At 67.1% G+C, this 23,048-nt stretch carries 21 protein-coding genes; 6 read left to right on the plus strand and 15 right to left on the minus strand.

Annotated features, from left to right (window positions below; all coding sequences use genetic code 11):
* Positions 1-45 precede the first annotated feature (45 nt).
* Both AC1RLU_RS25600 and AC1RLU_RS25605 read left to right on the plus strand, forming a co-directional pair.
* A complete protein-coding gene (locus AC1RLU_RS25600; RefSeq protein ID WP_492798883.1) occupies positions 46-1,200 on the plus strand; it encodes a glycosyltransferase in 1,155 nt (384 codons plus the stop codon).
* A complete protein-coding gene (locus AC1RLU_RS25605) occupies positions 1,197-1,856 on the plus strand; it encodes a class I SAM-dependent methyltransferase (protein WP_492798884.1) in 660 nt (219 codons plus the stop codon). Before AC1RLU_RS25600 ends, AC1RLU_RS25605 begins: the two co-directional genes overlap by 4 nt.
* A gap of 21 nt (positions 1,857-1,877) precedes the next feature.
* Here the strand turns inward: AC1RLU_RS25605 and AC1RLU_RS25610 are convergent, their stop codons facing one another.
* Together AC1RLU_RS25610 and AC1RLU_RS25615 are read right to left on the minus strand one after the other, a co-directional pair.
* Positions 1,878-3,395, minus strand: coding sequence for a methyl-accepting chemotaxis protein (locus AC1RLU_RS25610; protein ID WP_492798885.1), 1,518 nt, complete (start codon positions 3,393-3,395; stop codon positions 1,878-1,880).
* 195 nt (positions 3,396-3,590) lie between these two features.
* A complete protein-coding gene (locus tag AC1RLU_RS25615; protein WP_492798886.1) occupies positions 3,591-4,214 on the minus strand; it encodes an LbetaH domain-containing protein in 624 nt (207 codons plus the stop codon).
* Between AC1RLU_RS25615 and phnN the strand changes: the two genes are divergently transcribed.
* Positions 4,213-4,812, plus strand: coding sequence for a phosphonate metabolism protein/1,5-bisphosphokinase (PRPP-forming) PhnN (phnN, locus tag AC1RLU_RS25620; protein ID WP_492798887.1), 600 nt, complete (start codon positions 4,213-4,215; stop codon positions 4,810-4,812). The two genes, AC1RLU_RS25615 and phnN, sit on opposite strands and share 2 nt — an antisense overlap.
* Here the strand turns inward: phnN and AC1RLU_RS25625 are convergent.
* The 8 genes from AC1RLU_RS25625 to phnG form a co-directional block, all read right to left on the minus strand.
* Complete coding sequence (locus tag AC1RLU_RS25625; protein WP_492798888.1) at positions 4,809-5,504, minus strand: DUF1045 domain-containing protein; 696 nt, start codon at positions 5,502-5,504, stop codon at positions 4,809-4,811. The two genes, phnN and AC1RLU_RS25625, sit on opposite strands and share 4 nt — an antisense overlap.
* Complete coding sequence (locus tag AC1RLU_RS25630) at positions 5,501-6,640, minus strand: alpha-D-ribose 1-methylphosphonate 5-triphosphate diphosphatase (protein ID WP_492798889.1); 1,140 nt, start codon at positions 6,638-6,640, stop codon at positions 5,501-5,503. The genes AC1RLU_RS25625 and AC1RLU_RS25630 overlap by 4 nt, the downstream gene beginning before the upstream one ends.
* Positions 6,641-6,642: 2 nt before the next feature.
* Positions 6,643-7,338, minus strand: a complete 696-nt coding sequence (gene phnL / locus AC1RLU_RS25635) for a phosphonate C-P lyase system protein PhnL (protein WP_113584530.1) — start codon at positions 7,336-7,338, stop codon at positions 6,643-6,645.
* Between the two features lie 194 nt (positions 7,339-7,532).
* Positions 7,533-8,339, minus strand: coding sequence for a phosphonate C-P lyase system protein PhnK (phnK, locus tag AC1RLU_RS25640; protein ID WP_492798890.1), 807 nt, complete (start codon positions 8,337-8,339; stop codon positions 7,533-7,535).
* Positions 8,336-9,259, minus strand: coding sequence for an alpha-D-ribose 1-methylphosphonate 5-phosphate C-P-lyase PhnJ (locus AC1RLU_RS25645; RefSeq protein ID WP_492798891.1), 924 nt, complete (start codon positions 9,257-9,259; stop codon positions 8,336-8,338). The genes phnK and AC1RLU_RS25645 overlap by 4 nt, the downstream gene beginning before the upstream one ends.
* Positions 9,256-10,383, minus strand: a complete 1,128-nt coding sequence (locus AC1RLU_RS25650; RefSeq protein WP_492798892.1) for a carbon-phosphorus lyase complex subunit — start codon at positions 10,381-10,383, stop codon at positions 9,256-9,258. Before AC1RLU_RS25650 ends, AC1RLU_RS25645 begins: the two co-directional genes overlap by 4 nt.
* Complete coding sequence (gene phnH, locus AC1RLU_RS25655) at positions 10,383-10,985, minus strand: phosphonate C-P lyase system protein PhnH (RefSeq protein ID WP_492798893.1); 603 nt, start codon at positions 10,983-10,985, stop codon at positions 10,383-10,385. Before phnH ends, AC1RLU_RS25650 begins: the two co-directional genes overlap by 1 nt.
* On the minus strand, positions 10,985-11,416 hold the full coding sequence (gene phnG / locus AC1RLU_RS25660; RefSeq protein ID WP_492798894.1) for a phosphonate C-P lyase system protein PhnG: 432 nt from the start codon (positions 11,414-11,416) through the stop codon (positions 10,985-10,987). Before phnG ends, phnH begins: the two co-directional genes overlap by 1 nt.
* An 88-nt stretch (positions 11,417-11,504) precedes the next feature.
* On the opposite strand from phnG, the gene phnF reads away from it, so the two are divergent.
* Positions 11,505-12,248, plus strand: coding sequence for a phosphonate metabolism transcriptional regulator PhnF (gene phnF / locus AC1RLU_RS25665; protein WP_492798895.1), 744 nt, complete (start codon positions 11,505-11,507; stop codon positions 12,246-12,248).
* Between the two features lie 118 nt (positions 12,249-12,366).
* Here phnF and phnE (AC1RLU_RS25670) read toward each other — a convergent pair whose 3' ends face one another.
* The 4 genes from phnE (AC1RLU_RS25670) to phnC all read right to left on the minus strand — a co-directional run bounded on the left by phnE (AC1RLU_RS25670) (position 12,367) and on the right by phnC (position 16,073).
* Positions 12,367-13,221: a phosphonate ABC transporter, permease protein PhnE gene (gene phnE, locus AC1RLU_RS25670; protein ID WP_492798896.1), complete on the minus strand. Its 855-nt coding sequence runs from the start codon at positions 13,219-13,221 to the stop codon at positions 12,367-12,369.
* Positions 13,218-14,099, minus strand: a complete 882-nt coding sequence (phnE, locus tag AC1RLU_RS25675; protein ID WP_061971358.1) for a phosphonate ABC transporter, permease protein PhnE — start codon at positions 14,097-14,099, stop codon at positions 13,218-13,220. Before phnE (AC1RLU_RS25675) ends, phnE (AC1RLU_RS25670) begins: the two co-directional genes overlap by 4 nt.
* A gap of 158 nt (positions 14,100-14,257) precedes the next feature.
* A complete protein-coding gene (gene phnD, locus AC1RLU_RS25680; RefSeq protein ID WP_091860077.1) occupies positions 14,258-15,172 on the minus strand; it encodes a phosphonate ABC transporter substrate-binding protein in 915 nt (304 codons plus the stop codon).
* 82 nt (positions 15,173-15,254) lie between these two features.
* Positions 15,255-16,073 carry a phosphonate ABC transporter ATP-binding protein gene (gene phnC / locus AC1RLU_RS25685; RefSeq protein WP_492798897.1) on the minus strand — a complete coding sequence of 273 codons (819 nt, stop codon included), beginning with the start codon at positions 16,071-16,073 and terminating at the stop codon, positions 15,255-15,257.
* A 424-nt stretch (positions 16,074-16,497) separates the two neighbouring features.
* Between phnC and AC1RLU_RS25690 the strand changes: the two genes are divergently transcribed.
* Together AC1RLU_RS25690 and AC1RLU_RS25695 are read left to right on the plus strand one after the other, a co-directional pair.
* Positions 16,498-17,577, plus strand: a complete 1,080-nt coding sequence (locus tag AC1RLU_RS25690; protein WP_492798898.1) for an efflux RND transporter periplasmic adaptor subunit — start codon at positions 16,498-16,500, stop codon at positions 17,575-17,577.
* 125 nt (positions 17,578-17,702) lie between these two features.
* Complete coding sequence (locus AC1RLU_RS25695; RefSeq protein ID WP_492798899.1) at positions 17,703-20,789, plus strand: efflux RND transporter permease subunit; 3,087 nt, start codon at positions 17,703-17,705, stop codon at positions 20,787-20,789.
* A 150-nt stretch (positions 20,790-20,939) separates the two neighbouring features.
* On the opposite strand, the gene pbpC is transcribed toward AC1RLU_RS25695, so the two are convergent.
* Positions 20,940-23,033: a penicillin-binding protein 1C gene (gene pbpC / locus AC1RLU_RS25700; RefSeq protein ID WP_492798900.1), complete on the minus strand. Its 2,094-nt coding sequence runs from the start codon at positions 23,031-23,033 to the stop codon at positions 20,940-20,942.
* Positions 23,034-23,048: the final 15 nt, after the last annotated feature.

Consider the following 23,048-nt stretch of genomic DNA (forward strand, 5'->3'; position numbering starts at 1 on the left):
GGCATGCACTCTTGACCTTCGCCGCCGCATCGGCCTGATGGCGCGATGCCGCGCCCGAAACTCCTCTTTGTCGCCACCGAGGACTGGTTCTTCGCCTCGCATTTCCTGCCGATGGCCCGGGCCGCGCGCGAGCTCGGCTTCGACGTCGCGGTGATCGCGCGCGAACGCAACCACCGGCGCGTGATCGAGGCGACCGGCGCCCGGTTGATCGGGCTGGAGGCGGAGCGACGCAGCCTCGACCCGCGGGCGTTGTTCAAGCAGATCGGCGCGCTGAAGCGCCTGATTGCGACGGAACAACCCGATATCCTGCACTGCATCGCGCTCAAACCGATCGCGCTCGCCGGGCTCGCCGGCAAGCTGGCGGGTGTCGAGCGGCGGGTCTATGCGCTGACCGGGCTCGGCTTTCTCGGCGCCAGGCAGGGGGCGCTGGCGGCGGTGGCGCGCTTCGTGGCGATCACCTGGCTGCGCGGCGCCATCGACGGGCCGCAGGTCCGCTTCCTGTTCGAGAATCCCGATGATCCCGTCACGCTCGGTCTCGATCCTCAGGACGCGGCAAAGGTCGCGATTGTCGGCGGGGCCGGTGTCGATCCGCTGATCCTGATGCCTTCGCCGATGCCGCCGACGCCGCCGCTCAAGGTCGCGCTGGTCGCGCGCATGCTCTGGTCCAAGGGCGTCGATCTCGCGGTCGAGGCGGTGAGGCTCGCGCGGGCCGAGGGGGCGAAGGTCGCGCTCACCATCCATGGCGCGCCCGATCCGTCCAACCCGAAGGCCATTCCCGAGGCGACATTGAAGGAATGGGCCGCGCGGCCGGGCATCGCCTGGGGCGGGCCGACGCGCGATATCGAGGGTGTCTGGAAGGCGCATCATCTCTGCATCCTACCCTCGCGAGGCGGCGAGGGCCTGCCGCGCACGATCCTGGAAGCTGCGGCCTGCGGCCGGGCGATCCTGACGACGGATGTTCCGGGCTGCCGCAGCTTCGTCCGCGACGGGCAGGACGGGATGGTGGTTCCAGCCGACGATGCGGCGGCGCTGGCGAGGGCGCTCGTGGTCCTCGCTCGTGCTCCCGGCCTTGTCGAGCGCATGGGAGATAGTGCGCGAGCCCGCCTGCTCGACGGCCATACCGAGCGCGACGTGATGAACGGCGTGAAAGCGCTCTATCTGAGCTTGCTTGGCGGCTCCACGCCCGAGGTCGCTGTATGAGCGGCGAAGCTGCGCTCGATCGCGAAGCCTTCATCCGCGCTCATACCCGGTTGCTTCCGGTGCCGCATGCGCCGGAGATTTCATTGCATGTCGCCGAGGAAGCGACGGAACTCTGGCAGAAGACGGAGGACGAGCTCGCCGTGATCGGCCTGCCGCCGCCGTTCTGGGCTTTTGCCTGGGCGGGCGGGCAGGCTCTCGCACGCTATCTGCTAGATCATGGCGAGATCGTCACGGGTCGTCGGATGCTGGATTTCGCCTCCGGCTCCGGGCTTGTGGCGATCGCAGCGGCGAAGGCAGGAGCGGCGCCGGTCGAGGCCTGCGACATCGACGGTTTCGCCGCGGCGGCGATCGGCATCAACGCGGCTGCCAATGGCGTCGCGTTGACAGCGCGCTGCGAGGACCTGATCGGCCGCGACGAGGGCTGGGAGGTCATCTGCGCCGGGGACGTCTGCTACGAGCGTGCGATGGCCGAGCGCGTGATCGACTGGCTGTCGGGGCTGTCGGCGCGTGGGGCTACGGTGCTGATTGGCGATCCCGGTCGCAGCTATCTGCCGCGCGGCAAGCTGGAGGCGGTCGCGACCTATGAAGTGCCGGTGACGCGCGCGCTGGAGGATGCCGAGATCAAGCGCAGCTCGGTCTGGCGGCTCGCCGGGTAAGGCGCGCCGCCAGCCGGGAGCCTAGGCCGCGCGCCGCCTCACCGCGCCGACGCCGCTAACCGCGCTTCCCTGCTCGGTGCGGAAGGCCGCGACCAGCCGGTTGAGCTGGTCGATCTGGTCGAGCAGGACCCGTGCCGAAGCAGCGCTCTCCTCGGCCAGCGCGGCGTTCTGCTGGGTGATTTCGTCCATGTGGCTGACGGTCTGGCTCATCTCGTCGATGCCGTTGGCCTGCTCGCCGGATGCCGAGGCGATCTCCTCGACCGTGCTGGAGACCTTGGCGGAGGCTGCGACGATGCGGTCGAGCGTCTCGCCGGCCTGGCGGACGAGCTTGACGCCCTCGGCCACTTCCGCGTCCGAGGACGAGATCAGCCCGGTGATGTCCTTGGCGGCGCCGGCCGAGCGCTGGGCCAGGGCCCGGACTTCGGCTGCGACCACGGCGAAACCCCGCCCGGCATCGCCGGCGCGGGCCGCCTCGACGGCGGCATTCAGGGCGAGCAGGTTGGTCTGGAAGGCGATGCCGTCGATCACGTCGGTGATCTCCGAGATGCGCTTCGAAGCGCCCTCGATCCGTGCCATCGCCTCGACCGCGTCGCGGACGATGTCGCCGCCGGTGCGTGCGACATTGGCGGCTTCGTCCGCCAGCGAAACGGATTCGCGCGAAGCCTGGGTCGAGGTCTTGACGGAAGCCGCGAGCTGCTCGGTCGTCGCCGCGCTCTCCTCCAGCGCCGAGGCCTGCTGCTCGGTACGCATCGACAGGTCCTGGGCGCCGGCGCTGATCTCCTGCGAGGAGGAGGAGATCGCGGCCGAGGTTGCCTTGATCGTACCGACCATCTCCTGCAGGCGCGCCATGGCGCCGTTGAAATGGTCGCGGATCTCGGAATATTCGGCCGGGATCTCGGCGCTCATGCGATAGGTCAGGTCACCATCGGCGAGGGCTGCCATGCTCTGGCTGACGCAGGCGATGGCCTGGTCGCGCTCGGCCGCCTTGGCCTGCTCGATGGCGCGGGCCTCGGCCTCGGCCTTCAGGCGGGCTTCCTCCGAGGCTTCCAGATAGACGGTGATCGCATAATCCATGTCGAGCATGGCCGCCTTGACGATGGCGCCGATCTCGGCCGAGCGTTCGGTGACGCCGGGCATGCGCCTGCCCAGTGCGTTCTTCGGCCAGCGCGCCTCCAGCACGCCTGCGAGCAGCTTTTCGAGAATCAGCGCGTAGCCGCCGATATACCAGCGCGGCTCCAGGCCGATGCGGGCATGGATCTTCCCGACCTGGGTGACGGCGCCGATATAGTGCTCGTCGAAGGTGCCGGTCGCGATGCCGCTCCAGTGCTTGCCCTGGCGTTGCTTGGCGCTTTCGATGTGCTGTTCGTTGCTGAAGAAAGCCTTGGTCTCGGGAAAGGCGCGCAATTGCGCATAAAAGGCGTCGAGAGCGCCCGGAATCGATGCGTCCAGAGCGTCGCCGACGTCGCGAATGCGCGCCTGCGCGTCCGGGCCGAGCTGCATGAAGGCGAGCCGCTTGCCGAGATGATCCATTGCCGACATCAGGAGGTCCCCAGCCTCAGGCGGAAACCGCTTCCGCCGGAGCCCGACCATGGGCCATCAGGGTTAACAACCTATGAGGGCATGTCTTGATCTGGGTCAATTTCCACAAGGCCGAGCCGTATTATCCCGGCCTGGAGTTGAAGCTGGCGCGCTGAGAATTCGAAAATCCAGCAATAACAACCGGATAAATGCCGCTCAGCCCGCTTCGTGACGCTCCAGGAAGTCCTCCGCCGAGAGATTGCGGAAATCGTCGAGGGCGGCACGCAGCCGGGTGTGTTCCCAGTCCCACCAGGCGAGGTTCTGCAATCTATCCGCGACATCCTCAGTGAAGCGTCGCCGCACCGGCCGGGCCGGATTGCCGGCGACGATGGTGTAGGGCGCGACGTCCTTGGTGACGACGGCCCCGCCCGCGACTACCGCGCCGGTGCCGATCGAGCGGCCGGCGAGCACGATCGCGCCATGGCCGATCCAGACATCGTGGCCGATCGTCACGGCATGCGACCGGCGCCAGTCGAAGAAGGCTTCGTCATCCGCGGCATCGTCGAAATAGGCGGCGGCGCGATAGGTGAAATGCGACTGGCTGGCGCGATGCATCGGATGATTGCCGGGATTGATCCGGGTCATCGCCGCGATCGAGCAGAATTTGCCGATTGTCGTGTAAATGACATTCGCGTCGTTCACGACATAGGAGTAGTCCCCCATCGTCGACTCGGCGAAGATGGTGCGCGCGCCGATGGCGGTGTAGCGGCCGAGCGTCGCCTGCCTCACCTGGGCGGTCGGGTCGATCAGCGGTTCGAGTCCCAGCTTTTTCGCGGCCATGTCCTCATCCTCTTCCGATATCTCGATCCCCGCCGCGCAGACGGGCGTGCTCGTTCTCGTGGTCGGTCCCTCCGGGGCTGGGAAGGACACGCTGATGGATGCGGCGCGGGCGGGCCTCGCCGGCGATCCCGACTATCGCTTCGCGCGGCGCTTGATCACGCGGCCGGCCATGGCCGGCGCCGAGGATCACGATTCTTGCGACGAAGCTGGGTTCCGCACGATCGAGGCCAATGGTGGCCTCGCGCTGAGCTGGCAGGCTCATGGTTTGAGCTACGGCATTCCGGCGTTGGAATTGTCGGGCATCGGCGCGGGTGCCGTGGTTATCGTCAATGTCTCGCGGCGCGCCATCGCGGCGGCGGAGCGATTGGCTCAGCGCGTCGTGGTGCTCAACATCACCGCGCCGGTCGCGGTGCTGGCGCAGCGTCTGGCGGCGCGCGGGCGCGAGAGCGAGGCCGATATCGCCGCCCGCCTGAAGCGCGAGGCGCCCCTGACAGCGGAACGCGCCGAGATCGTCACGATCCTGAACGATCGCAGCATCGCCGAGGCTGCGGAGGAACTGCTGGCTGTCCTGCGCGCACTCGGCCGGCACGACGCCTAGCCGAACGAATAGGAATCGAGCAGGCGGAAGCGGCCGGTGCGGTCGTCCTGCCTGAACAGCGCGAAGCGATCGATCCTGACCGGGCCGGCCGGAAGCGCTGCAGCATAGGCGGTTTCAAGCGCCTGCTTCACCGGCGTTGCTTGGTCGCCCGGCAAGGAACCGGTCAGCGTCATGTGGAAGCGGAAGGCGTCGCCGACATAGGGGTAGCCATAGGCTTCGAGATAGGCGTGCTGAGCGGGGGTGAGTGGGCTCCTGAGGCGCCGCGCCTTGTCCGTTTCGGAAAGCGGCGCGCGGAAAAGCTCGAAGGCCTGCACGGTCGAGAAGGCGAAGCGCTGCAGGGCTTCGCTCGGCTCGGACGGCGTCAGCGCCACGAAGGAGCCGAGCGCCGTGACGCTGAGCCCCGCCAGCCCCACGGCATCGAGCCCCGCGGCATGATTGCGGGCGAAGGCGCGCAACTGCTCCTCGCTGCGGCCATCGGCAAGCTCGAAGGGCGCTTTCAGCGTGGCGTGGAAACCGTAGCGCCGCGGCTCCTCGGTGAAGGCCGGCCATAGCGCCGGATCGCATCCGGGCGGAACGGCGAAGGGCAGGTCCTCGCCGGTCAGCGCATCATAGCCGAGCGTCGCGCTGCCGAAGCGCCAGAGGGCGCTGTCGGCTGCGGGGGCGTAATAGACGGCGTAGCGCGGCTTGCTCAAAATGCGCGCTCGCCCTGCGACCAGACCGCAGCCAGCACCGGCGTCGCGCCGAGCACCTTGAAGCGCACGAGATCGGCCCGCAGCCCGGTCTTGAGATGGCCGCGATCACGGAGGCCGAGGATATCGGCGACCTTCCAGGTCACCATACCCATCGCTTCGGGCAGCGCGATGCCATGGTCGGCATTCAGCTTGACCACCGCCTGCAGCAGGCTCGCCGGCACGTAATCCGAGGAAAGACCGTCGAGCAGGCCCTTCTCGGCGAGCTCTGAGACCGAGACGCCGCCGGAATGCGAGCCGCCGCGCACGACGTTCGGCGCGCCGGCAACCGTGGCGAGGCCGGCCTGCTTGGCGGCGGCGGCGGCCTCCACCGTGGTCGGGAATTCCGAGATCACCGCGCCGGAGGCGACGCCCTCCTCGACATGCTCGGGAATCGTGTCGTCATGGGTCGCGAGCGGGATGCCGCGCGCGCGGAAGATGTCGACCACGGCCTGCCAGTTCCTGGCGACATTGGCGGCGCCTTCGCGCTGGCGGACCTCGACGTCGGCCTCGAATTCCGCGACCGTCTTGCCGTTGCCGACGGCATAGGTCTTGAGGTGCTGGAGATCGCGCCACTGGCGCTGCCCGGGCGTGTGATCCATCAGCGAGACGAGCTGAACCAGTTCGTCGTCCTGATAGGGGGCGATGTCTTCAAGCAGGCCCGGACTCGTCAGCTCGCAGCGCATGTGGATGCGGTGGTCGATGCGGAAGACGTTCTCGCTCTTGCCATAGGCCAGCGACTTCATCACGTCGGCGAAGATGTCCTTGCGGTAGTCCTTGGCCGAGAAGGGCGTGCCAGCGCAGACCGCGTCATAGACCGTGGTGACGCCGGCGGCGGCCATCTGCGCGTCATGGACCAGAGCCGCCGCAAGCCCGTTCGGCCAGAAGACCTTCGGGCGCGGCATGAAGTGCTTTTCCATGTTGTCGGTGTGCATCTCGACGAGGCCGGGCGCGAGATAGTCGCCGCCGACATCGATCGCGCCGGGCAGGGAGGACTTGCCCTGGTCGACGGCGGTGATGCCGGTCTGGTCGAAGGCGATCGTGCCGGTGACGACCTCGTTCTCGAGAATGAGTTTGGCGTTGGTGAGAACGGTCTGCATCGTCAGGCCTTCCGGAAAGCGGTGATATCGAGATAGCGCGTCGCGACGCGTTCGCGAACCGCCTCGTCATGGAAAATCCCGACGATGGCGGAGCCGGCGGCGCGCGCCTCGGCGATGAGTTCGACGACGACGTCGCGGTTGGCGGCGTCGAGCGAGGCGGTCGGCTCGTCGATCAGCATGATCGCCGAGGGGTCGACGAAGGAGCGGGCGATGTTGACGCGCTGCTGCTCGCCACCGGAGAAGGTGGCGGGCGCGAGGTTCCAGAGCCGCTCCGGCAGGTTGAGCCGGGCGAGCATGGCCTTGGCGCGCTCTGTCGCGGTCTCCGCCGTGGCGCCGCGCGCCAGCAGCGGGTCGCGGACGATATCGAGCGTGGAGACGCGCGGGATGACGCGCAGGAACTGCGAGACGAAGCCGAGCGTCCGGCGGCGGATGTCGAGCACGGTGCGCGGAACTGCGGCGACGATGTCGACGGGCCGGCCGGCATGGGTGATGCGGATCGCGCCTGAAGTCGGCCTGTAATTGCCATAGAGGATGCGCAGCAGGCTCGACTTGCCGGCACCCGAGGCGCCCGCCAGCACCAGCGCCTCGCCGGCCTCGACATGGAAATTGACGTTGTCGAAAACGGGCAGCCGCGCTCCGCCCTGGTTGTGCAGGGTGAAGGTCTTGGCGACGTTCTCGACCTGAATCATCGTGGTCATGGGGTCAGTGCCTTGTGCCGGCGAGGTGACGAGGGTGTGACGCATTCTCCGTTGTCATTCCGGGGCGCGCCGCAGGCGCGAACCCGGAAACCACGACTGGGCGAGCGAACTTGATCGCCACTGGCAAAGGCCTCACCTGGTCGTGGGTTCCGGGTTCTTCGCTGCGCGAAGCCCCGGAATGACAAAGGGATAGGTCACACACTCAGCACCGCCGAGGTGAGAAGCTGCGTGTAGGCGTGGTGCGGATCGTCGAGGACCTGATCGGTCAGGCCCTGCTCGACGACGCGGCCGTCCTTCATCACCATCAGGCGATCGGTCAGGAGACGCGCCACCGCGAGGTCGTGGGTGACGATGATCGCGGCCAACCCGAGATCGCGCACCAGCACGCGCAGCAGGTCGAGCAGGCGGGCCTGTACGGAGACGTCGAGGCCGCCGGTCGGCTCGTCCATGAAGACGAGGCGGGGTTCCGAGACCAGCACGCGGGCGATCTGCAGGCGCTGCTGCATGCCGCCGGAGAACTGGCGCGGCCGGTCGTCGATACGGGTGCCGGCGATCTCGACGCGCTGCAACCAGTCGAGCGCGCGCTCGCGGATCTGGCCGTAATGCCGGTCGCCGCGATCCATCAGCCGCTCGCCGACATTGCCGCCGGCGGTGACATCCATGCGCAACCCGTCGCGCGGGTTCTGGTGGACGATGCCCCAGGCCGTGCGCATCAGGCGGCGGCGCTCCTGCTCGGAGACCGAGTAGATGTCGAGCGGTGCGGGCCCGCCCCGGAACAGCACCTCGCCCTCGTCGGGCTTGTCGATGCCGGCGAGGCAGCGCAGCAGGGTCGACTTGCCCGAGCCGGATTCGCCGACGATGCCGAGCACTTCGCCTGGCCAGAGATCGAAGGAGACATCGGCGCAGCCGATGCGCTCGCCATAGAAGCGGCTGACGCCGTCGACGGAAAGCAGGGGGGCGGTTTCGAGCGCGAGCTCGGCCGCTGCGACATGAAGCGTCATGGGGTGGTCTCCTCGACCAGGCCGCTCGCGGCTGCATCGCCCAGCATGGTGCCGCGATGGCCTTCAGCCCGGCGAGTCTCGCAATAATGGCTGTCGGAACAGACGAACATGCGTCCGCCCTGGTCGTCGATCACGACCTCGTCGAGATAGCTGTCGCCCGCTCCGCAGAGCCCGCAGGGCTGCGTCCAACTCTGGACGCGGAAGGGATGATCCTCAAAATCGAGGCTGCGCACGCTGGTATAGGGCGGCAGCGCGTAGATGCGCTTCTCGCGGCCGGCACCGAACAATTGCAGCGACGGCGACATGTGCATCTTCGGATTGTCGAATTTCGGAATCGGCGAGGGCGCCATCACGTAGCGGTCGTTGACCATGACGGGATAGTCATAGGTCTTGGTGATCTCGCCATAGCGGGCGATGTCCTCGTAGAGCTTGACCTGCATCAGCCCGTATTCGGCCCAGGCGTGCATCTTGCGCGTCTCGGCCTCGCGCGGCTCCAGACGGCGCAGCGGCTCGGGCGTCGGCACCTGATAGACCATGACCTGGCCGGGCTTCAGCGGCGCCTCCGGGATGCGGTGGCGGGTCTGGATGATCGTCGCCTCTTCCGTCGCCTCGCAGGTGCGGGCGTCGGCGGTGCGCTCGAAGAACTTGCGGATCGAGACGGCGTTGGTTGTGTCGTCGGCGCCCTGGTCGATCACCTTGAGCGTGTCAGTCGGGCCGATGATCGCGGCGGTGATCTGGATGCCGCCGGTGCCCCAGCCACGGGCCAAGGGCATCTCGCGGGAGCCGAACGGCACCTGATAACCGGGCACCGCGACCGCCTTGAGCAGGGCGCGGCGGATCATGCGCTTGGTCTGCTCGTCGAGATAGGCGTAATTGTAAGCCGGCTTCGTATCGTCTGCCGGTATCTGATGGATGGTCATTCCGCAGCCTCCGGCAGCGTATCAGGCTCTTTGGCGCCCTGCTCTTGAGCAAGCCGCTCCTCACGCTCCCGGCGGATGCGGCGGATCAGCTCAAGCTCGCCCTGGAAATCGACATAGTGCGGCAGCTTGAGATGCTCGACGAAGCCGGCCGCCTCGACATTGTCGGCATGGTAGAGAACGAACTCGTCCTGCTGCGCCGGGTAGTCGGTCGCCTCGCCGAAATCGCGGGCCTTGAGCGCGCGGTCGACCAACGACATCGACATCGCCTTGCGTTCGCTATGGCCGAAGACGAGGCCGTAGCCGCGGGTGAATTGCGGCGGGACCTCTTTGGAGCCCTGGAACTGGTTGACCATCTGGCATTCGGTCAGGGTGATGTCGCCGAGATCGACCGCGAAGCCGAGCTCCTCCGGCACGAACTCAACTGCGACCTCGCCGACGCGGACCTCGCCGACGAAGGGATGCGTGCCGCCGAAGCCACGCTGCACGGAATAGCCGAGGCCGAGCAGGAAGCCCTCGTCGCCGCGCGCCATCGATTGCAGGCGCACGTCGCGGTCGGCCGGGAAGGAGACGGGATCGCGCGTCAGGTCGAAGGGGCGCGGATCGCCTTCCGGTGGTTCTTCCGCCTCCATCAGGCCTTCGGCGCCCAGGATGTCGGGTACGCGCGGCATGGTGGCGTCGAGCGGGGTCGAGGCCGAGCGGGGCGCGGCCTCGCCGCCTTCGTCCATCAAGGCGAAGTCGAACAGGCGGTGGGTGTAGTCATAGGTCGGTCCGAGCACCTGCCCGCCGGGCAAATCCTTGTAGGTCGCGGAGACGCGGCGGCGGATCGCCATCGCGGCCGTGTCGAGCGGTTCGGAGGAGCCGAAGCGCGGCAGCGTGGTGCGATAGGCGCGCATCAGGAAGGCGGCCTCGATGACGTCGCCCTGAGACTGCTTCAGCGCGAGCGCGGCGAGGTCCTGATCGTAGAGCGAGCCCTCGTTCATCACGCGGGCGCAGGCCAGCGCCTGCTGCTCGCGGATCTGGGCAACCGAGATTTCAGGCACGGCCGGATCGCCGCGGCGCGCTTCGGCGACGAGATCATGCGTGGCGAGGATGGCGGCCTCTCCGCCTTTGACTGCGACATACATCAGCGAGCCTCCTCGATTTGCGTCGAGCGCGGCAGGCCGATCAGGCCTTCGTCATGCGCGAGCAGGACATCGATGCCGAGCGGGTAGAGTGCGCCGTTCTCGCGCAGCTCATCGGTGAAGCCGGGGCGCAGGCCCTGCGGTGTGACCGTGCGTGTACCAGCAATGCCAGGACCGGCGAGCGTGAGGGCAGAGCCTCCTTCGAGGCCTGAGACCTGCATGATCACGGTGGTCGAGCGATCCGGGAACTGATCAGTGCCGAGATTGAAGGCTGAGAGCCTGGGCTCATCGGCTGCGCCGTCGATGACCGCGAAGGCGGCCTCCGCCGGGTCGTCGACGAGCGCGGCACCGCAATGGAAGCGCAGCCAGGCGCCGGCCGGGCCATTGCGCAGACCTTCGGGCAGCCAGACCGGAGTTTCGTAATCGGCGAGCGTCAGCAGGGCGGTGGCCGTCGCGGTCGCCAGGCCTTCCGGCGGTGCGATCTCGCCGGCAGTTTGCTGTAATGTTCCGGGTTCGGAGAGGGCGGCGAGCAGGGCGCGGAAGGCGGCCTGCGACTGGAAGACCGGATCGGAGAAGCCCGGAGCGATCATGGTTTCGGTCGGCATCACGAGCCCCTGACCAGCGTGAAGAAATCGACCTTGGTCGCCGCCGCCTTTCTCGAAGCGAGGTCGCGGGCTGCCGCTTGCTGTGCGGCGAGGGTCGCGATGCCCTGATGCAGGCCGCTGCCTTCGGCCTCGTCCTGGAGGCGGGCATCGAGCAGGGCGGCGAGCCGCGCCTTCCGGCCGTCGCGGCCGAGCGCATATGAGAAGCCCATCCGGCCGTTGGAGAGGCGCACGACGCAGCGCGTCACGGTGGCTTCGCCGAGATTGAAGCGGCGGCCGGCGCCGCCGGCGCGGCCCTCGACCATCACGGTGCCAGTCTCCGGCGCCTTCAACAGGTCGTGGTCCGGCGGATCGCCGAGCAGGGTTTCGATCTCGCTGCGGGAGGCGCGCGCCAGCGTCGCCATCCAGCTTTGCCTCGGGGTTTTCTGCGTCATCGGCGCGGGCTCGCTGGTCAGTTCTGAATGTCTAGACTATGCTAGGGGAGTTGATGGTAAAGGTCTATACTTTTCGGATGAAACTTTGATGACGGATGCGGCACTGGCGGAGCGCGACGGGGGAACGGCTTGGCGGCGCATCGCCGACGAACTGGCGGATGCGATCGGGCGCGGCGAGTACAAGCTCGGCGACACGCTGCCGGCCTCGGTCGCGCTGGCGGAGCGCTACGGCGTGCATCGTCATACGGTGCGGCAGGCCTTCCGCCATCTCGCCGATCAGGGACTGGTGACGGTCTCCCGCGGGCGCGGCACGCAGGTGACGGCGCCGCGCTTGCCCTATCCGATCGGGCGGCGCGTCAGCATGCGCAGCAATATGGGCAAGCTCGGCATCACCGGTACGAGCCGCATGCTCTCGGCCGAGGTGGTCGTCGGCGAGGCGGCTGCCTGCACCGCGCTCAAGCTCAAGACCGGGACGCCGCTCTGGTGCGTGCAGGGTGTCAGCATGGCGGATGGCGTGCCGATGGGGACGGGCATGCATTGGCTCTCGGTTGAGCGCTTCCCGGATTTCGATAGGGCCTATCGCGATGCGGCGGGCTCGATCACGGCGGCCTTCAAGATTTACGGCATCACGGATTATGTGCGCCTGTCGACGCGATTGACGGCGCGCCTGGCCGACGAGCACGAGGCGGAACTGCTGGAGATCGCGCCCGAGGCTGCCGTGATGATCTCGACGGCGGTCGATGCGCTGCCGGACCTGACGCCGGTGCATCTGGTCTCCAGCGTCTTCGCCGCCGAGCGCGTGGAGATGGTGATCGAGCCGTTCGGGGATTGAGGGGCACCGTCATGCTCGTGCTTGATCCGAGCATCTCAGGACGGAAAGGCGCGCCCTCCTGCACGAGATTCCCGGGTCTTCGCTTCGCTGCGCCCGAGAATGACGGCTGGCCCCGCCTTCAGCTCGCCCGCTTGCCGATGATCGCGAAGCGCAGCTTCCCGGACAGGAAGTCGATGGCGGAGACCGCGGCGAGGACCAGCAGGATCAGGAAGGAGACCTGCTGCCATTCCAGCGTGCGGATCGTCTCGGCGAGATAGAGGCCGATGCCGCCGGCGCCGACGATGCCGATGATGGTCGAGGAGCGGGTGTTCGACTCGATGTAGTAGAGCACCTGGCTCGCGATTACCGGCAGCACCTGCGGCAAGAGGCCAAAGCGGATTTCGTGGGCCTTGCCGCCTCCGACCGAGGCGACGCCGTCGACCGCCCGGCGGTCGGCCGCCTCGATCGCTTCGGAATAGAGCTTGCCGAAGGCGCCGAGATCGCTGGTCATGATCGCGAGCATGCCGGCGAACGGGCCGAGGCCCACGACATTCACCCAGATCAGCGCCCAGATCAGGGCGTCGACGCCGCGCACCGTGTCGAGCGAGCGGCGGGCCAGGAAATGCACGATCCGGTTTGCGACGACGTTGCGCGCGGCGATGAAGCCGAGCGGCAGCGCCAGCATGGCGGCAAGCACGGTACCAAGGAAGGCGATGGCGATGGTCTCGAACAGCGCCTTCACGAAGATGATGGCGCGCGCCCAGGAGCCGGGATCGGGCGGCAGCATCAGTACGACGAAGGTGCCGAGATTGCCCAGGCCTCCGATGAGCTTCCAGAGCGAAGTCTCAAGCGTGGTCAGTCCGTAGAGGAAGAGGCCGGCGAGGACGACGATGGTGCCGATCGTTGCGAGCTTGGTCTTGAGCGAGCCGCGGATCGCGGCCTCATGGCGGCGCAGGATGTCGGCGCGCTCGGCCGTCGAGAGGGCGAGGCTCATCGGCCGTGCTCCAGGCTGAGGAGGGCGTGGCGCAGCCGCTCGGTGCCGTAGTCGATCAGCATCACCGCGACGATGATCAGCAGCAGGATGGCGCTGACATCGGTGAAGTAGAACTTGCGGATGGCTTCGATCAGGTCCTGGCCGATGCCGCCGGCACCGACGAAGCCCATGATCGAGGCGCCGCGGACATTGATCTCGAAGCGCAGCAGCGCATAGCTCGCGAAATTGGAGAGCACCTGCGGCACCACCGCAAAGCGCACGACCTGCCACCAGCTGCCGCCCGCGGCGGTGATGCCGTCGACCGGTTTCAGGTCGATGTTCTCGACCACTTCGGAGAAGAGCTTGCCGAGTGCACCCATGGTGTGGATGGCGATGGCGAGCACGCCGGGCAGCGGGCCGAGGCCGAAGGCGATGACGAAGATCAGCGCGAAGACGATCTCCGGAACGGTGCGGCAGAATTCGAGATAGCGGCGCACGGCGAAGCGCAGCCAGGTGGCGCGGCCGAGATTGGCGGCGGCGGCGAAGCAGAACAGGAAGGCGCCGGCGACACCGAGGATCGTGCCGACATAGGCGATGAGCACGGTCTGCCAGAGCAGCTTCAGCCAGCCCTTCAGGCCCCAATACCACTCGGAGAGGTCGGCACTCAGACTGTTCAACCGAAGCGTCGGCAGCGTCTCGTAGATGTATTTCGGAAAGCGGCCGATATTCTCGAAGAACCTGGCGAGATCGACCTCGGCGCCGCGTGCCGAGAGCAGCACGCAGGCGATGAAGACGGCGATGCCGATCAGGGCCTGCCGGCGCTTGGCCGAGGCGGCCTGCCGATAGGCCTCGGCATGGGCCCGGATAGCCGGGTCGTTGCGGTCGATCGCGAGGGTCATGAAATCTTGCGTCCGTTGCCGGAGAGGGCGCTAGGCAGCGCCGCTGCCATCATGCTCGCCCCTGTGGCGAGCATCCACGTCTTGAGCGCTGCGGAAGGCAGGGAAGACGTGGATGGTCGGGACACGCCCGACCATGACGGCGAGAGCAGGCGTGCTGCTTACGACGACTTCTTCTTGCGGAGGTCGTCGACGAACTTGTTGAGCTCGATGATCGGGTCATAGGCCTCGTTGCCGACGGCGACGAGCGGGCCCTGCTTGCCTTCATAGATCTTGTCGAAGGCGGCCTTGTCCTTGGTGGCGAGGTTCAGCACCGCGTCGCGGATCTTGGCCTTGAGCTCTTCCGGCAGGTCGGTGAGATAGGCCATCGGCGAGTTCACGATCTGCTCGGACTTGTAGATGATCCGGAAATCGTCGGCCTTGGCCATGTTCTTGCGGGCCATGCGCTGCAGGTTGGATTCCTGCTCGTCGTTCCACCAGTTGGCGGCGATGTCGACGGTGCCCTGCTGGAGCGCGATGATCGCGTTCTCGTGGCTGCCGGTATAGACGACCTTCGAGAAGAAGGTTTCCGGCTCGATCTTCATGCCGTTGAGCACGAAGCGCGGCACGTTGTTGCCGGAGGTCGAGTTCGGGTCGACGAGGCCGAGATTCTTGCCCTTGAGGTCCTCGACCTTCTGATAGGGCGAGTCCTTCTTCACGTAGAAGACCGAGTGGTAGCCCTTGGTGCCGTCGAGATTGGTCTCGATGGCGAAGGCGTCGGTCCTGGCGCCGGTCATGCGGGCGCGGGCGAAGGAGGCCGGGCCGTAGGAGGCGATGTGGATATTGCCGGCGCGCTGACCTTCGATGATCGCGGCGTAGTCGTTGGCAATGCGCAAGGTGACCTTGGTGCCGAGTTCCTTGGCGAGATACTGCACGAAGGGGGTGTAGCGCTCGGTAACGCCGGAGGCGTTCTCGGAGGGGATGATCGCGAAGACGAGCTCGGGATACTTCGCCTTCCAGTCCTGTGCGAAAGCCGGGCTGGCGGCGAGCGCGAGGCCGGCGGCGGCGAGCTTGAGGGTATGACGACGGGTCAGCATCGATGTGCTCCTGGTTGTAGTCGTAGTCGGGATGGTCTTCTCGCGGCGACGGCCTTCAGGCCGGTCCGGCGATCTCTGGAAATCAGGCGATCTTCTGGCGGACGCGCTTCGCCTCGGAGACGGCGATGGCATCGAGCGCATCCAGCGCCTCGGCGCCGGCATCCTTGGCCTCGATGCCGTAGAGCTCGGCGGCGACCTCGCGGGTCAGCGCCTGCGGCACGTCGTCGAACACGACCTTGCCGGCGGACATGCCGATCAGGCGGTCACAGTATTTCGCGGCGATGTCGAGGTCGTGCAGGTTGCACATCACGGTGATGCCGTCCTCGCGATTGATGCGGAACAGCGCGTCCATGACGACCTGGGTGTTGCGCGGGTCGAGCGAGGCGATCGGCTCGTCGGCCAGGATGATGCGCGGCTCCTGAACGAGCGCGCGGGCGATGGCGACGCGCTGCTGCTGGCCGCCCGAAAGCGTCTCGGCGCGCTGCGCCAGCAAATGACCCATATCGAGACGCTCGAGTGCCGCGATGGCGCGGATCTTGTCGTCCTCGGAGAAGCTCTTGACCAGCGTCAGCGCTGCGGAGCGGTGGTTCAGCCGGCCGAGCAGGACATTGGTCAGCACGTCCAGGCGGCCGACGAGGTTGAACTGCTGGAAGATCATCGCCGTGTCGCGGCGCCAGCGCCGCAGCGAGGCGCCCTTCAGGCCGGTGACGTCCTGCTCTTCGCAGACGATCTTGCCGGAGGTCGGCTCGGTCAGGCGGTTCAGCATACGCAGCAATGTCGACTTGCCGGCGCCGGAGGGGCCGATCACGCCGACCATCTCTCCCTTCGGGACGGTCAGGGTCACGGTGTCGACCGCGTTCCTGTCGCCAAAGCGCTTGGTCAGGCCTTCGATGCGCAGCATGGAAAGGTTCTCGGGCACGATACGGGCATGAGCGCATTCCCGCCCGGCCGGGGCCAGAGGGTCAGGCGTCTCGATTGCTGCGAGCCCTATCGGCTGCGAATGACAGGCACATGACGGCCTGGGAAGGCCCCGAAAGGAGCATTTTGCCACCTCAGGAGCCGGTCAACGTTTCGTGAGGTCTCCAGAATGCGCTTGGACGATTCCCGGCTTACCGGCAGGATAGAAGCGGATGTTTGTGTGCGGCGGAGATGCCCGTGACGGTGGGCCTCTTATCGGCAAGCATCTTGCATTGATGCTGTGAGGCCGGATCGATACGGCATCGGCGCAAAAGCCTATGTTTTTGTGCCGCTGTGGCGCGCCGGCATCTTAGCAACGCCTTTCGTTCCATTTAAGACCAATGGGCGGCAACGGAGCCTCCAGCCTGATGAAGCGGTTCGTCCTTCTTGTTCTCGTCGCTGCCGTTGCGGGCGGTGGATACTATGCTTACCGCAACCAGCGCGCCGGCACGCAGCAGGCCCAGGCCAGTGCGGTCTCGGGGCCGCGTGCCGTGCCGGTCGAAGTGGCCAATATCGAGGTCATGACCGTCAGCGAGGAGGTCGAGGCGCTCGGCACGCTCGCCGCCGACGAATCCGTGGTGATCGCGCCCGAGATCGCCGGCCGCGTCATCGCGCTCGGCTTCAAGGAAGGGGAGCGCGTCAAGACAGGCCAGGATCTCGTCAAGCTCGACACCGCGATCCTCGATGCCGAACTCAAGCAGGCGCAAGCCGATCTGAGCCTCGCCCGGGATACCCATGAGCGGCTGCGGGCGCTGGTGCAGCGCGGCTCGGGCACGCAGGTCGCGCTCGACGAAGCCGGCGCGAAGCTCGCCTCGAGCGAGGCACGCATCCAGCTCGCCAAGGCCAAGCTGGCGCAGTCGACCATCGTGGCGCCGTTCAGCGGCGTCGTCGGCCTGCGCTCGGTCGGCGTCGGCGATTACGTCTCTGTCGGCAAGCCCTTGATCACGCTGACCAGCATCGATCCGATCAAAATCGATTTCCGCGTGCCCGAGATCTATCTCAGCCGCCTCAAGGTGGGCCTGCCCGTGCAGATGGGCGTCGACGCGGTTCCGGACCGGAAATTCCAGGGGCAGATCTATGCGATCGACCCGGTGGTCGACGTCAACGGCCGGGCGATCCGCCTGCGCGCCAACATCCCGAATGCCGATCTCGCGCTGAAGCCCGGCCTCTTCGCCCGCCTCGCCATCACCGTCGACCAGCGCCAGAACGCGATCGTCGTGCCGGAGATGGCGGTCGTGCCGGATGCCGTCGGCAAGATCGTCTACGTCGTCGACAAGGGCAAGGCGAAGCGCATCGCCGTCGAATTGGGCAAGCGCCTGCCGGGCAAGGTGGAGATCGTCAACGGGCTGACGCCCGGCATGCAGATCATCACCGCCGGCCAGATGCGGCTGCGCGACGGCGCCGCCATCGCGATCAAGGACAAGGTTGTCCAGACGAGCCAGCTCTAGAGCATTTCCGCGCTTCCCGCGAAATGCTCCATCTCTTTGTTTTGTCGCATATTCGTTGACGCGGACCTTCGTTTCTTCACGCAAACTGGCCTCCGCCTCACCCGGAAATGCTCTAGGACCGACGCATGAGCCTCTTCGAACTCTTCGTCCGCCGGCCCGTTCTCTCGACGGTGCTGAGCCTGTTGGTGATCCTGATCGGCATCGTGTCCTATGGCCGGCTGACGATCCGCGAATACCCGAATATCGACGAGCCTGTCGTCTCGGTCCGCACCGATTATCGCGGCGCCTCGGCCGAGATCATCGAGACGCAGGTCACGCAGATCCTGGAGAATTCGATCGCCGGCATCGAAGGCATCGAGATCATCTCCTCGACCAGCCGCCAGGAGCGCAGCTTCATCCAGGTGCGCTTCCGGCCGGATGTCGATCCCGACGTCGCGGCGTCCGACGTGCGCGACCGCGTCAGCCGCGTGCGCAGCCGCATCCCGGACGAGATCGACGAGCCGGTCATCGCCAAGGTCGAGGCCGATGCGCAGCCGATCCTTTATCTCTCGCTGACCAGCTCGCGGCACGGGCCGCTCGAACTCACCGATTTCGCCGACCGTTTCATCTCGGACCGCGTCCAGAACGTGACCGGCGTGGCGGAGGTGCGCATTCTCGGCCAGCGCCAATATGCGATGCGCATCTGGCTCGACCGCGCCCGCATGTCGGCCTACGACATCTCCGTCCAGCAGATCGAGGCGGCCGTCCGGGCGCAGAACATCGAGATTCCCTCGGGGCGGATTGAGAGCAGCGACCGCGAATTCACGGTGCTCTCGCAGACCAGCATGACCACGCCGGCGGAATTCCGCGAGATCGTGGTCAAGGATGCCAACGGTTTCTCCGTCAAGCTGAAGGATGTCGCCAAGGTCGAGCTGGGCGCGCGCGAGGAGCGCAACGCCGCCTGGTTCAAGGGCACGCCGTCGGTAACGATCGGTATCGTCAAGCAGGCGACGGCCAACCCGCTCGACGTCTCGGCCGGCATCGAGGAGGCACTGCCGGGCATCATCGAGGACCTGCCGCAGGGCATGTCGATCGGCAAGTCCTACGACACCTCGGTCTTCATCGACCGCTCGATCAAGGCGGTCTACCAGACGATCGTCGAGGCGATCGTGCTGGTGGTTCTGATCATCTTCATCTTCCTGCGCTCGGTCCGCGCGACCCTGATTCCACTGGTGACGATCCCGGTCTCGCTGATCGGTTCCTTCGCGCTGATGTATGCGCTCGGCTTCACCGTGAACACGCTGACGCTGCTCTCGATGGTGCTCGCCATCGGCCTCGTCGTCGACGACGCCATCGTGGTGCTGGAGAATGTGCACCGCCATATCGAGGACGGCATGAAGCCGACCCCGGCGGCGATCCGCGGCATCAACGAGATCGCCTTCGCCGTGGTGGCGATGACGCTGACGCTGGTCGCGGTCTATGCGCCGATGGCCTTCTCGACAGGGCGCACCGGCAAGCTCTTCATCGAGTTCGCGCTGACGCTGGCCGGCGCGGTGCTGGTCTCCGGCTTCGTCGCGCTGACGCTGACGCCGATGATGTGCGCCAAGCTGCTGCGCCACCACGAGAACCACAACTGGCTCTACAACCTGCTGGAACGCGGCTTCGAGGGGCTGTCGCGCGGCTACAAGGCCTCGCTGCGCGCGGCCCTGTCGGTGCGCCCGCTCGTCGTGCTGCTGGCGGTCGGCGTCGCCGGCGGCGGCTATTTCTTCTTCACCCATCTGCGCTCGGAACTGGCGCCGGTCGAGGATCGCGGCACGATCACCGCCGTCGGCGTGGCGCCGGAGGGCGCGACGCTGTCCTTCACCGCAGACTACGCCCGGCAGGTCGAGGATTACTTCAAGAACATCCAGGAGGTCGAAACCTATCTCGTCATCGTCGGCTTCCCCGACGTGACGCGCGCGATCGGCTTCGCCCGCCTCAAGCCCTGGGAAGAGCGCGAGCGCAAGCAGCAGGATCTCGTCGCCGAGATCAACAAGGGGCTGTCGCAGATCCCGGGCATCCGCCTGTTCGCCACCAACCCGGCCTCGCTCGGGCAGGGCAACGCCAACAGCAAGCCGGTCGAGTTCGTGCTGCGCTCGTCGGAGCCCTATACGCAGATCAAGTCCTATGTCGACCAGCTGATGGCCGAGGTCGGCGATTCGCCGGTTCTGACCAATCTCGATACCAACCTCATCCTCGACAAGCCGCAGATCAAGGTCACGATCGACCGGCAGCGCGCCGCCGATCTCGGTGTCGGTGTCGACATCATCGGGCGCACCATGGAGACGCTGCTGGGCGGCCGGCAGGTGACGCGCTTCAACATGAACAGCAAGCAGTATGATGTCGTGCTGCAGGTCGAGGGCGCCGAGCGCAACACGCCGCAGGCGTTGCAGTCGATCTACCTGCTGGGCCGCGGCGGCGCGGTGGTGCAGCTGTCGAGCCTGGTCAAGATCGAGGAGAACGTCGCGCCGAAGGAACTCGTCCGTTTCAACCAGCTGCGCTCGGCGACGGTCACCGCGATCCCGGCACCGGGATATTCGCTCGGCGATGCGCTCAAGGTGCTGGAGGACGGCGCGGCGCGCGTTCTGCCGTCCTCGGTGCAGGTCGACTATTCCGGCCAGAGCCGTGAATTCAAGCAGTCGGGCGCCAGCATCTTCATCGTCTTCCTGCTGGCGCTGGGCTTCATCTATCTGGTGCTGGCGGCGCAGTTCGAGAGCTTTGTCGACCCGATCGTGATCATGGTCTCGGTGCCGCTCTCGCTCACCGGCGCGCTTGCGGCGCTCTACTACACGGGCGGGACGATGAACGTTTACAGCCAGATCGGCCTGATCACGCTGGTCGGCCTGATCACCAAGCACGGCATCCTGATCCTGGAATTCACCAATCAGCTCCGGGAAGAGGGCAAGGAGATGATCGACGCCCTCGTCGAGGCGGCGGAACTGCGCCTGCGGCCGATCCTGATGACCACGGGCGCGATGGTGCTCGGCGCCGTGCCGCTCGCCATCGCCCATGGCGCCGGTGCGGAAAGCCGCTCGCAGATCGGCTGGGTCATCGTCGGCGGCATGACCTTCGGCACGTTGCTGACGCTCTTCGTGGTGCCGGTCGCCTATAGCTACCTCGCCCGCAAGGTGCATGGCTCGCGCCACGCCCCGCATGAGGAAGGGCATGGAGCGCATCCGGCTCCGGCGGAGTAAGGGGTCATCCCGTGCGCGCTGCGGCACGTAAGTGCTGCGGCGAGGACACGGGACCGTCCTCAGGAAATGGCACCTTCTCATCAGGCGGTCCCGCCATCTGCGCAGCAGCACTACGTGCCGCAGCGCGTGCAGGGTGACGCTGCGGGAGCGCTACTGCAGCCTCACCGAGACGCTCTCGCTCGCTCCGGTCGCATCGATCACCGAAATCCGCATGAAGCCCTTGCCCGGCGGCTGCCATTGCGTCTCGCGGCGGCGCTGCGGCTCGGTCACCGGCGTGCCGTCGACCAGCCAGGTGTAGGGCGGCGAGCCGCCGGCGGCCTTGAGGTTGAGCCGGCCATTGCCGTCGAGCGCGGCGGCGGAAAGATCGATGCGGGCGCCGTCCGGCGGGAAGGCGAGCTTCAGCGTCGGCGTCATCATCGCGGTCACGGTCTTGGGCACGTCCTGCCGGAGATGCCGGAGCGGCGGCGGCAGATGGCTTGTGCTGGCGACGATCGCGTCAGCCGGCTGCGGGAAGGGGCGCGGGTCGATGCCGAGCCGGGCGAAGGCGTCGAACAGGATCGGTGCCGCCACTGCCCGCCCGACGAGGCCGGGCACGGCGCCGTTATCGGCACGGCCGACCCAGACGCCGATCGTATGCTTGCGGTCGAAGCCGACGGCCCAGGCGTCGCGATAGCCATAGGAGGTGCCGGTCTTGTAGGCGATGCGGCCGGGCACGGCATTGAGCGGTGGCGGCGCCCCGAGCAAGGTATCGGCGACATACCAGGCGGCGACGGGTTCGACGAGGCGCGGGGCCGGGCCTGACGGTGTCGCCTGCTGCCGGAACCGCAGCGGCAGCATCTCGCCGCCGCGGGCCAGCCCGACATAGGCGCGGGTCAGATCCTGAAGTGTTATGCCGACGCCACCAAGGCCGACCGCAAGGCCGGGCGCGGCGCTGTCCCTGGGCATGGCGATACTGATGCCGGCATCGCGCAGGCGCGACAGGAAGCGCTGTGGGCCGACTGCCGAGAGCAGCTCGACCGCAGGCACGTTGAGCGAGAACTGCAGGGCCTTGCGGGCGCTGACCATGCCCTGGAAGGTCATGTCGAAATTCTCGGGGATATAGATGCCGTAGCGGGCCGGCCGGTCCTCCAGCATCGTCTCGGGATGGGCGATGCCGCTATCGAAGGCGAGCGCATAGATAAAGGGCTTCAGCGCCGAACCGGGCGAACGCAGCGCCCGCGTCAGGTCGAGCGAGCCGGCGCGCTCCGCCGCGAAATAATCGACGCCGCCGACCGAGGCGCGGATCTCGCCGGTCTCGTTGTCGACGGCGAGGATCGCAATCGACACCTGGGGATTGAGGCCCAGGCTGCGCTCGCGGGCGAGCCCTTCGAGCGCGGTCTGCAAGCGCGCATCGAGCGAGAGCTTCTGGACGCGCTCCGCCGGCGCTTCCGCCACCGCCTGCTCGGCGACATGGGGGCTCAGATTCGGGAAAGGGCGCCGTGCCGTCGGGATCGGCTCGTTGCGGGCGGCGGCGACCTCGTCTGATGTGGCCAGGCCCGCCTGTTCGACCCGTTCCAGCACACGCTCGCGCGCCTTGCGGGCGGCCTCGACGTACCGGTCCGGCCGGCGCGTCTCGGGGGATTGCGGGAGGGCGACAAGCAGGGCGGCCTCGGCGGTTGAGAGCCGCTTCGGCTCCTTGCCGAACCAGGCGAAGCTCGCGGCGCGCACGCCTTCGAGATTGCCGCCGAAGGGGGCGAGCGTCAGGTAGAGATCGAGAATGCGGGCCTTGTCGAAGCGCCGTTCCAGTTCGATAGCGCGCACGGCCTGCCGGAGCTTGGCGGCGAGCGTGCGCTCCTTGCGCGGCTCGAGCAGGCGGGCGACCTGCATGGTCAGCGTCGAGCCGCCGGAGACGACGCGGCCATTCATCAGCATCTGGCCGGCAGCGCGGAGCATGCTCAACGGGTCGATGCCGTGATGGCTGTCGAAGCGCTTGTCCTCGAAGGCCTTGAGCATGGCGAGATAGCGCGGATCGACATCGTCGCCGGTGACAGGGAGTTTCCAGCGGCCGTCGGCGGTAAGGAAGGGACGCAGCAGCCTGCCCTCGCGATCGAGCACCACGGTCGAGCGATCGGCCGCGGCGGAAAGATCGAGCGGGGGGAGGGAGCGGGCGTAGAGGATGAGAGCTGCGGTTGCGGCGATGGCCGAGATCGCCAGAACGCTGGCCGCGATCTTAAGGTTGCGAAAACGGCCGGAGCGCGCCGTCATGCTCGGGCTTGACCC

The sequence above is a fragment of the Allobosea sp. GW822-FHT05A11 genome, assembly GCF_058800455.1.

Excerpts from the sequence above, each read along its gene's own strand:
- phnF (WP_492798895.1), top strand. The coding sequence starts at position 11,505 with ATGACGGATGCGGCACTGGCGGAGCGCGACGGGGGAACGGCTTGGCGG.
- phnC (WP_492798897.1), bottom strand. The coding sequence starts at position 16,073 with ATGCTGCGCATCGAAGGCCTGACCAAGCGCTTTGGCGACAGGAACGCG.
- phnE (WP_492798896.1), bottom strand. The coding sequence starts at position 13,221 with ATGAGCCTCGCCCTCTCGACGGCCGAGCGCGCCGACATCCTGCGCCGC.
- pbpC (WP_492798900.1), bottom strand. The coding sequence starts at position 23,033 with ATGACGGCGCGCTCCGGCCGTTTTCGCAACCTTAAGATCGCGGCCAGC.
- phnH (WP_492798893.1), bottom strand. The coding sequence starts at position 10,985 with ATGCCGACCGAAACCATGATCGCTCCGGGCTTCTCCGATCCGGTCTTC.
- AC1RLU_RS25615 (WP_492798886.1), bottom strand. The coding sequence starts at position 4,214 with ATGGCCGCGAAAAAGCTGGGACTCGAACCGCTGATCGACCCGACCGCC.
- AC1RLU_RS25605 (WP_492798884.1), top strand. The coding sequence starts at position 1,197 with ATGAGCGGCGAAGCTGCGCTCGATCGCGAAGCCTTCATCCGCGCTCAT.
- AC1RLU_RS25645 (WP_492798891.1), bottom strand. The coding sequence starts at position 9,259 with ATGACCATCCATCAGATACCGGCAGACGATACGAAGCCGGCTTACAAT.
- phnK (WP_492798890.1), bottom strand. The coding sequence starts at position 8,339 with ATGACGCTTCATGTCGCAGCGGCCGAGCTCGCGCTCGAAACCGCCCCC.
- AC1RLU_RS25630 (WP_492798889.1), bottom strand. The coding sequence starts at position 6,640 with ATGCAGACCGTTCTCACCAACGCCAAACTCATTCTCGAGAACGAGGTC.
- AC1RLU_RS25600 (WP_492798883.1), top strand. The coding sequence starts at position 46 with ATGCCGCGCCCGAAACTCCTCTTTGTCGCCACCGAGGACTGGTTCTTC.
- AC1RLU_RS25610 (WP_492798885.1), bottom strand. The coding sequence starts at position 3,395 with ATGTCGGCAATGGATCATCTCGGCAAGCGGCTCGCCTTCATGCAGCTC.
- phnD (WP_091860077.1), bottom strand. The coding sequence starts at position 15,172 with ATGCTGACCCGTCGTCATACCCTCAAGCTCGCCGCCGCCGGCCTCGCG.
- phnL (WP_113584530.1), bottom strand. The coding sequence starts at position 7,338 with ATGACCACGATGATTCAGGTCGAGAACGTCGCCAAGACCTTCACCCTG.
- AC1RLU_RS25650 (WP_492798892.1), bottom strand. The coding sequence starts at position 10,383 with ATGTATGTCGCAGTCAAAGGCGGAGAGGCCGCCATCCTCGCCACGCAT.
- AC1RLU_RS25695 (WP_492798899.1), top strand. The coding sequence starts at position 17,703 with ATGAGCCTCTTCGAACTCTTCGTCCGCCGGCCCGTTCTCTCGACGGTG.
- phnN (WP_492798887.1), top strand. The coding sequence starts at position 4,213 with ATGTCCTCATCCTCTTCCGATATCTCGATCCCCGCCGCGCAGACGGGC.
- phnE (WP_061971358.1), bottom strand. The coding sequence starts at position 14,099 with ATGACCCTCGCGATCGACCGCAACGACCCGGCTATCCGGGCCCATGCC.
- AC1RLU_RS25690 (WP_492798898.1), top strand. The coding sequence starts at position 16,498 with ATGAAGCGGTTCGTCCTTCTTGTTCTCGTCGCTGCCGTTGCGGGCGGT.
- phnG (WP_492798894.1), bottom strand. The coding sequence starts at position 11,416 with ATGACGCAGAAAACCCCGAGGCAAAGCTGGATGGCGACGCTGGCGCGC.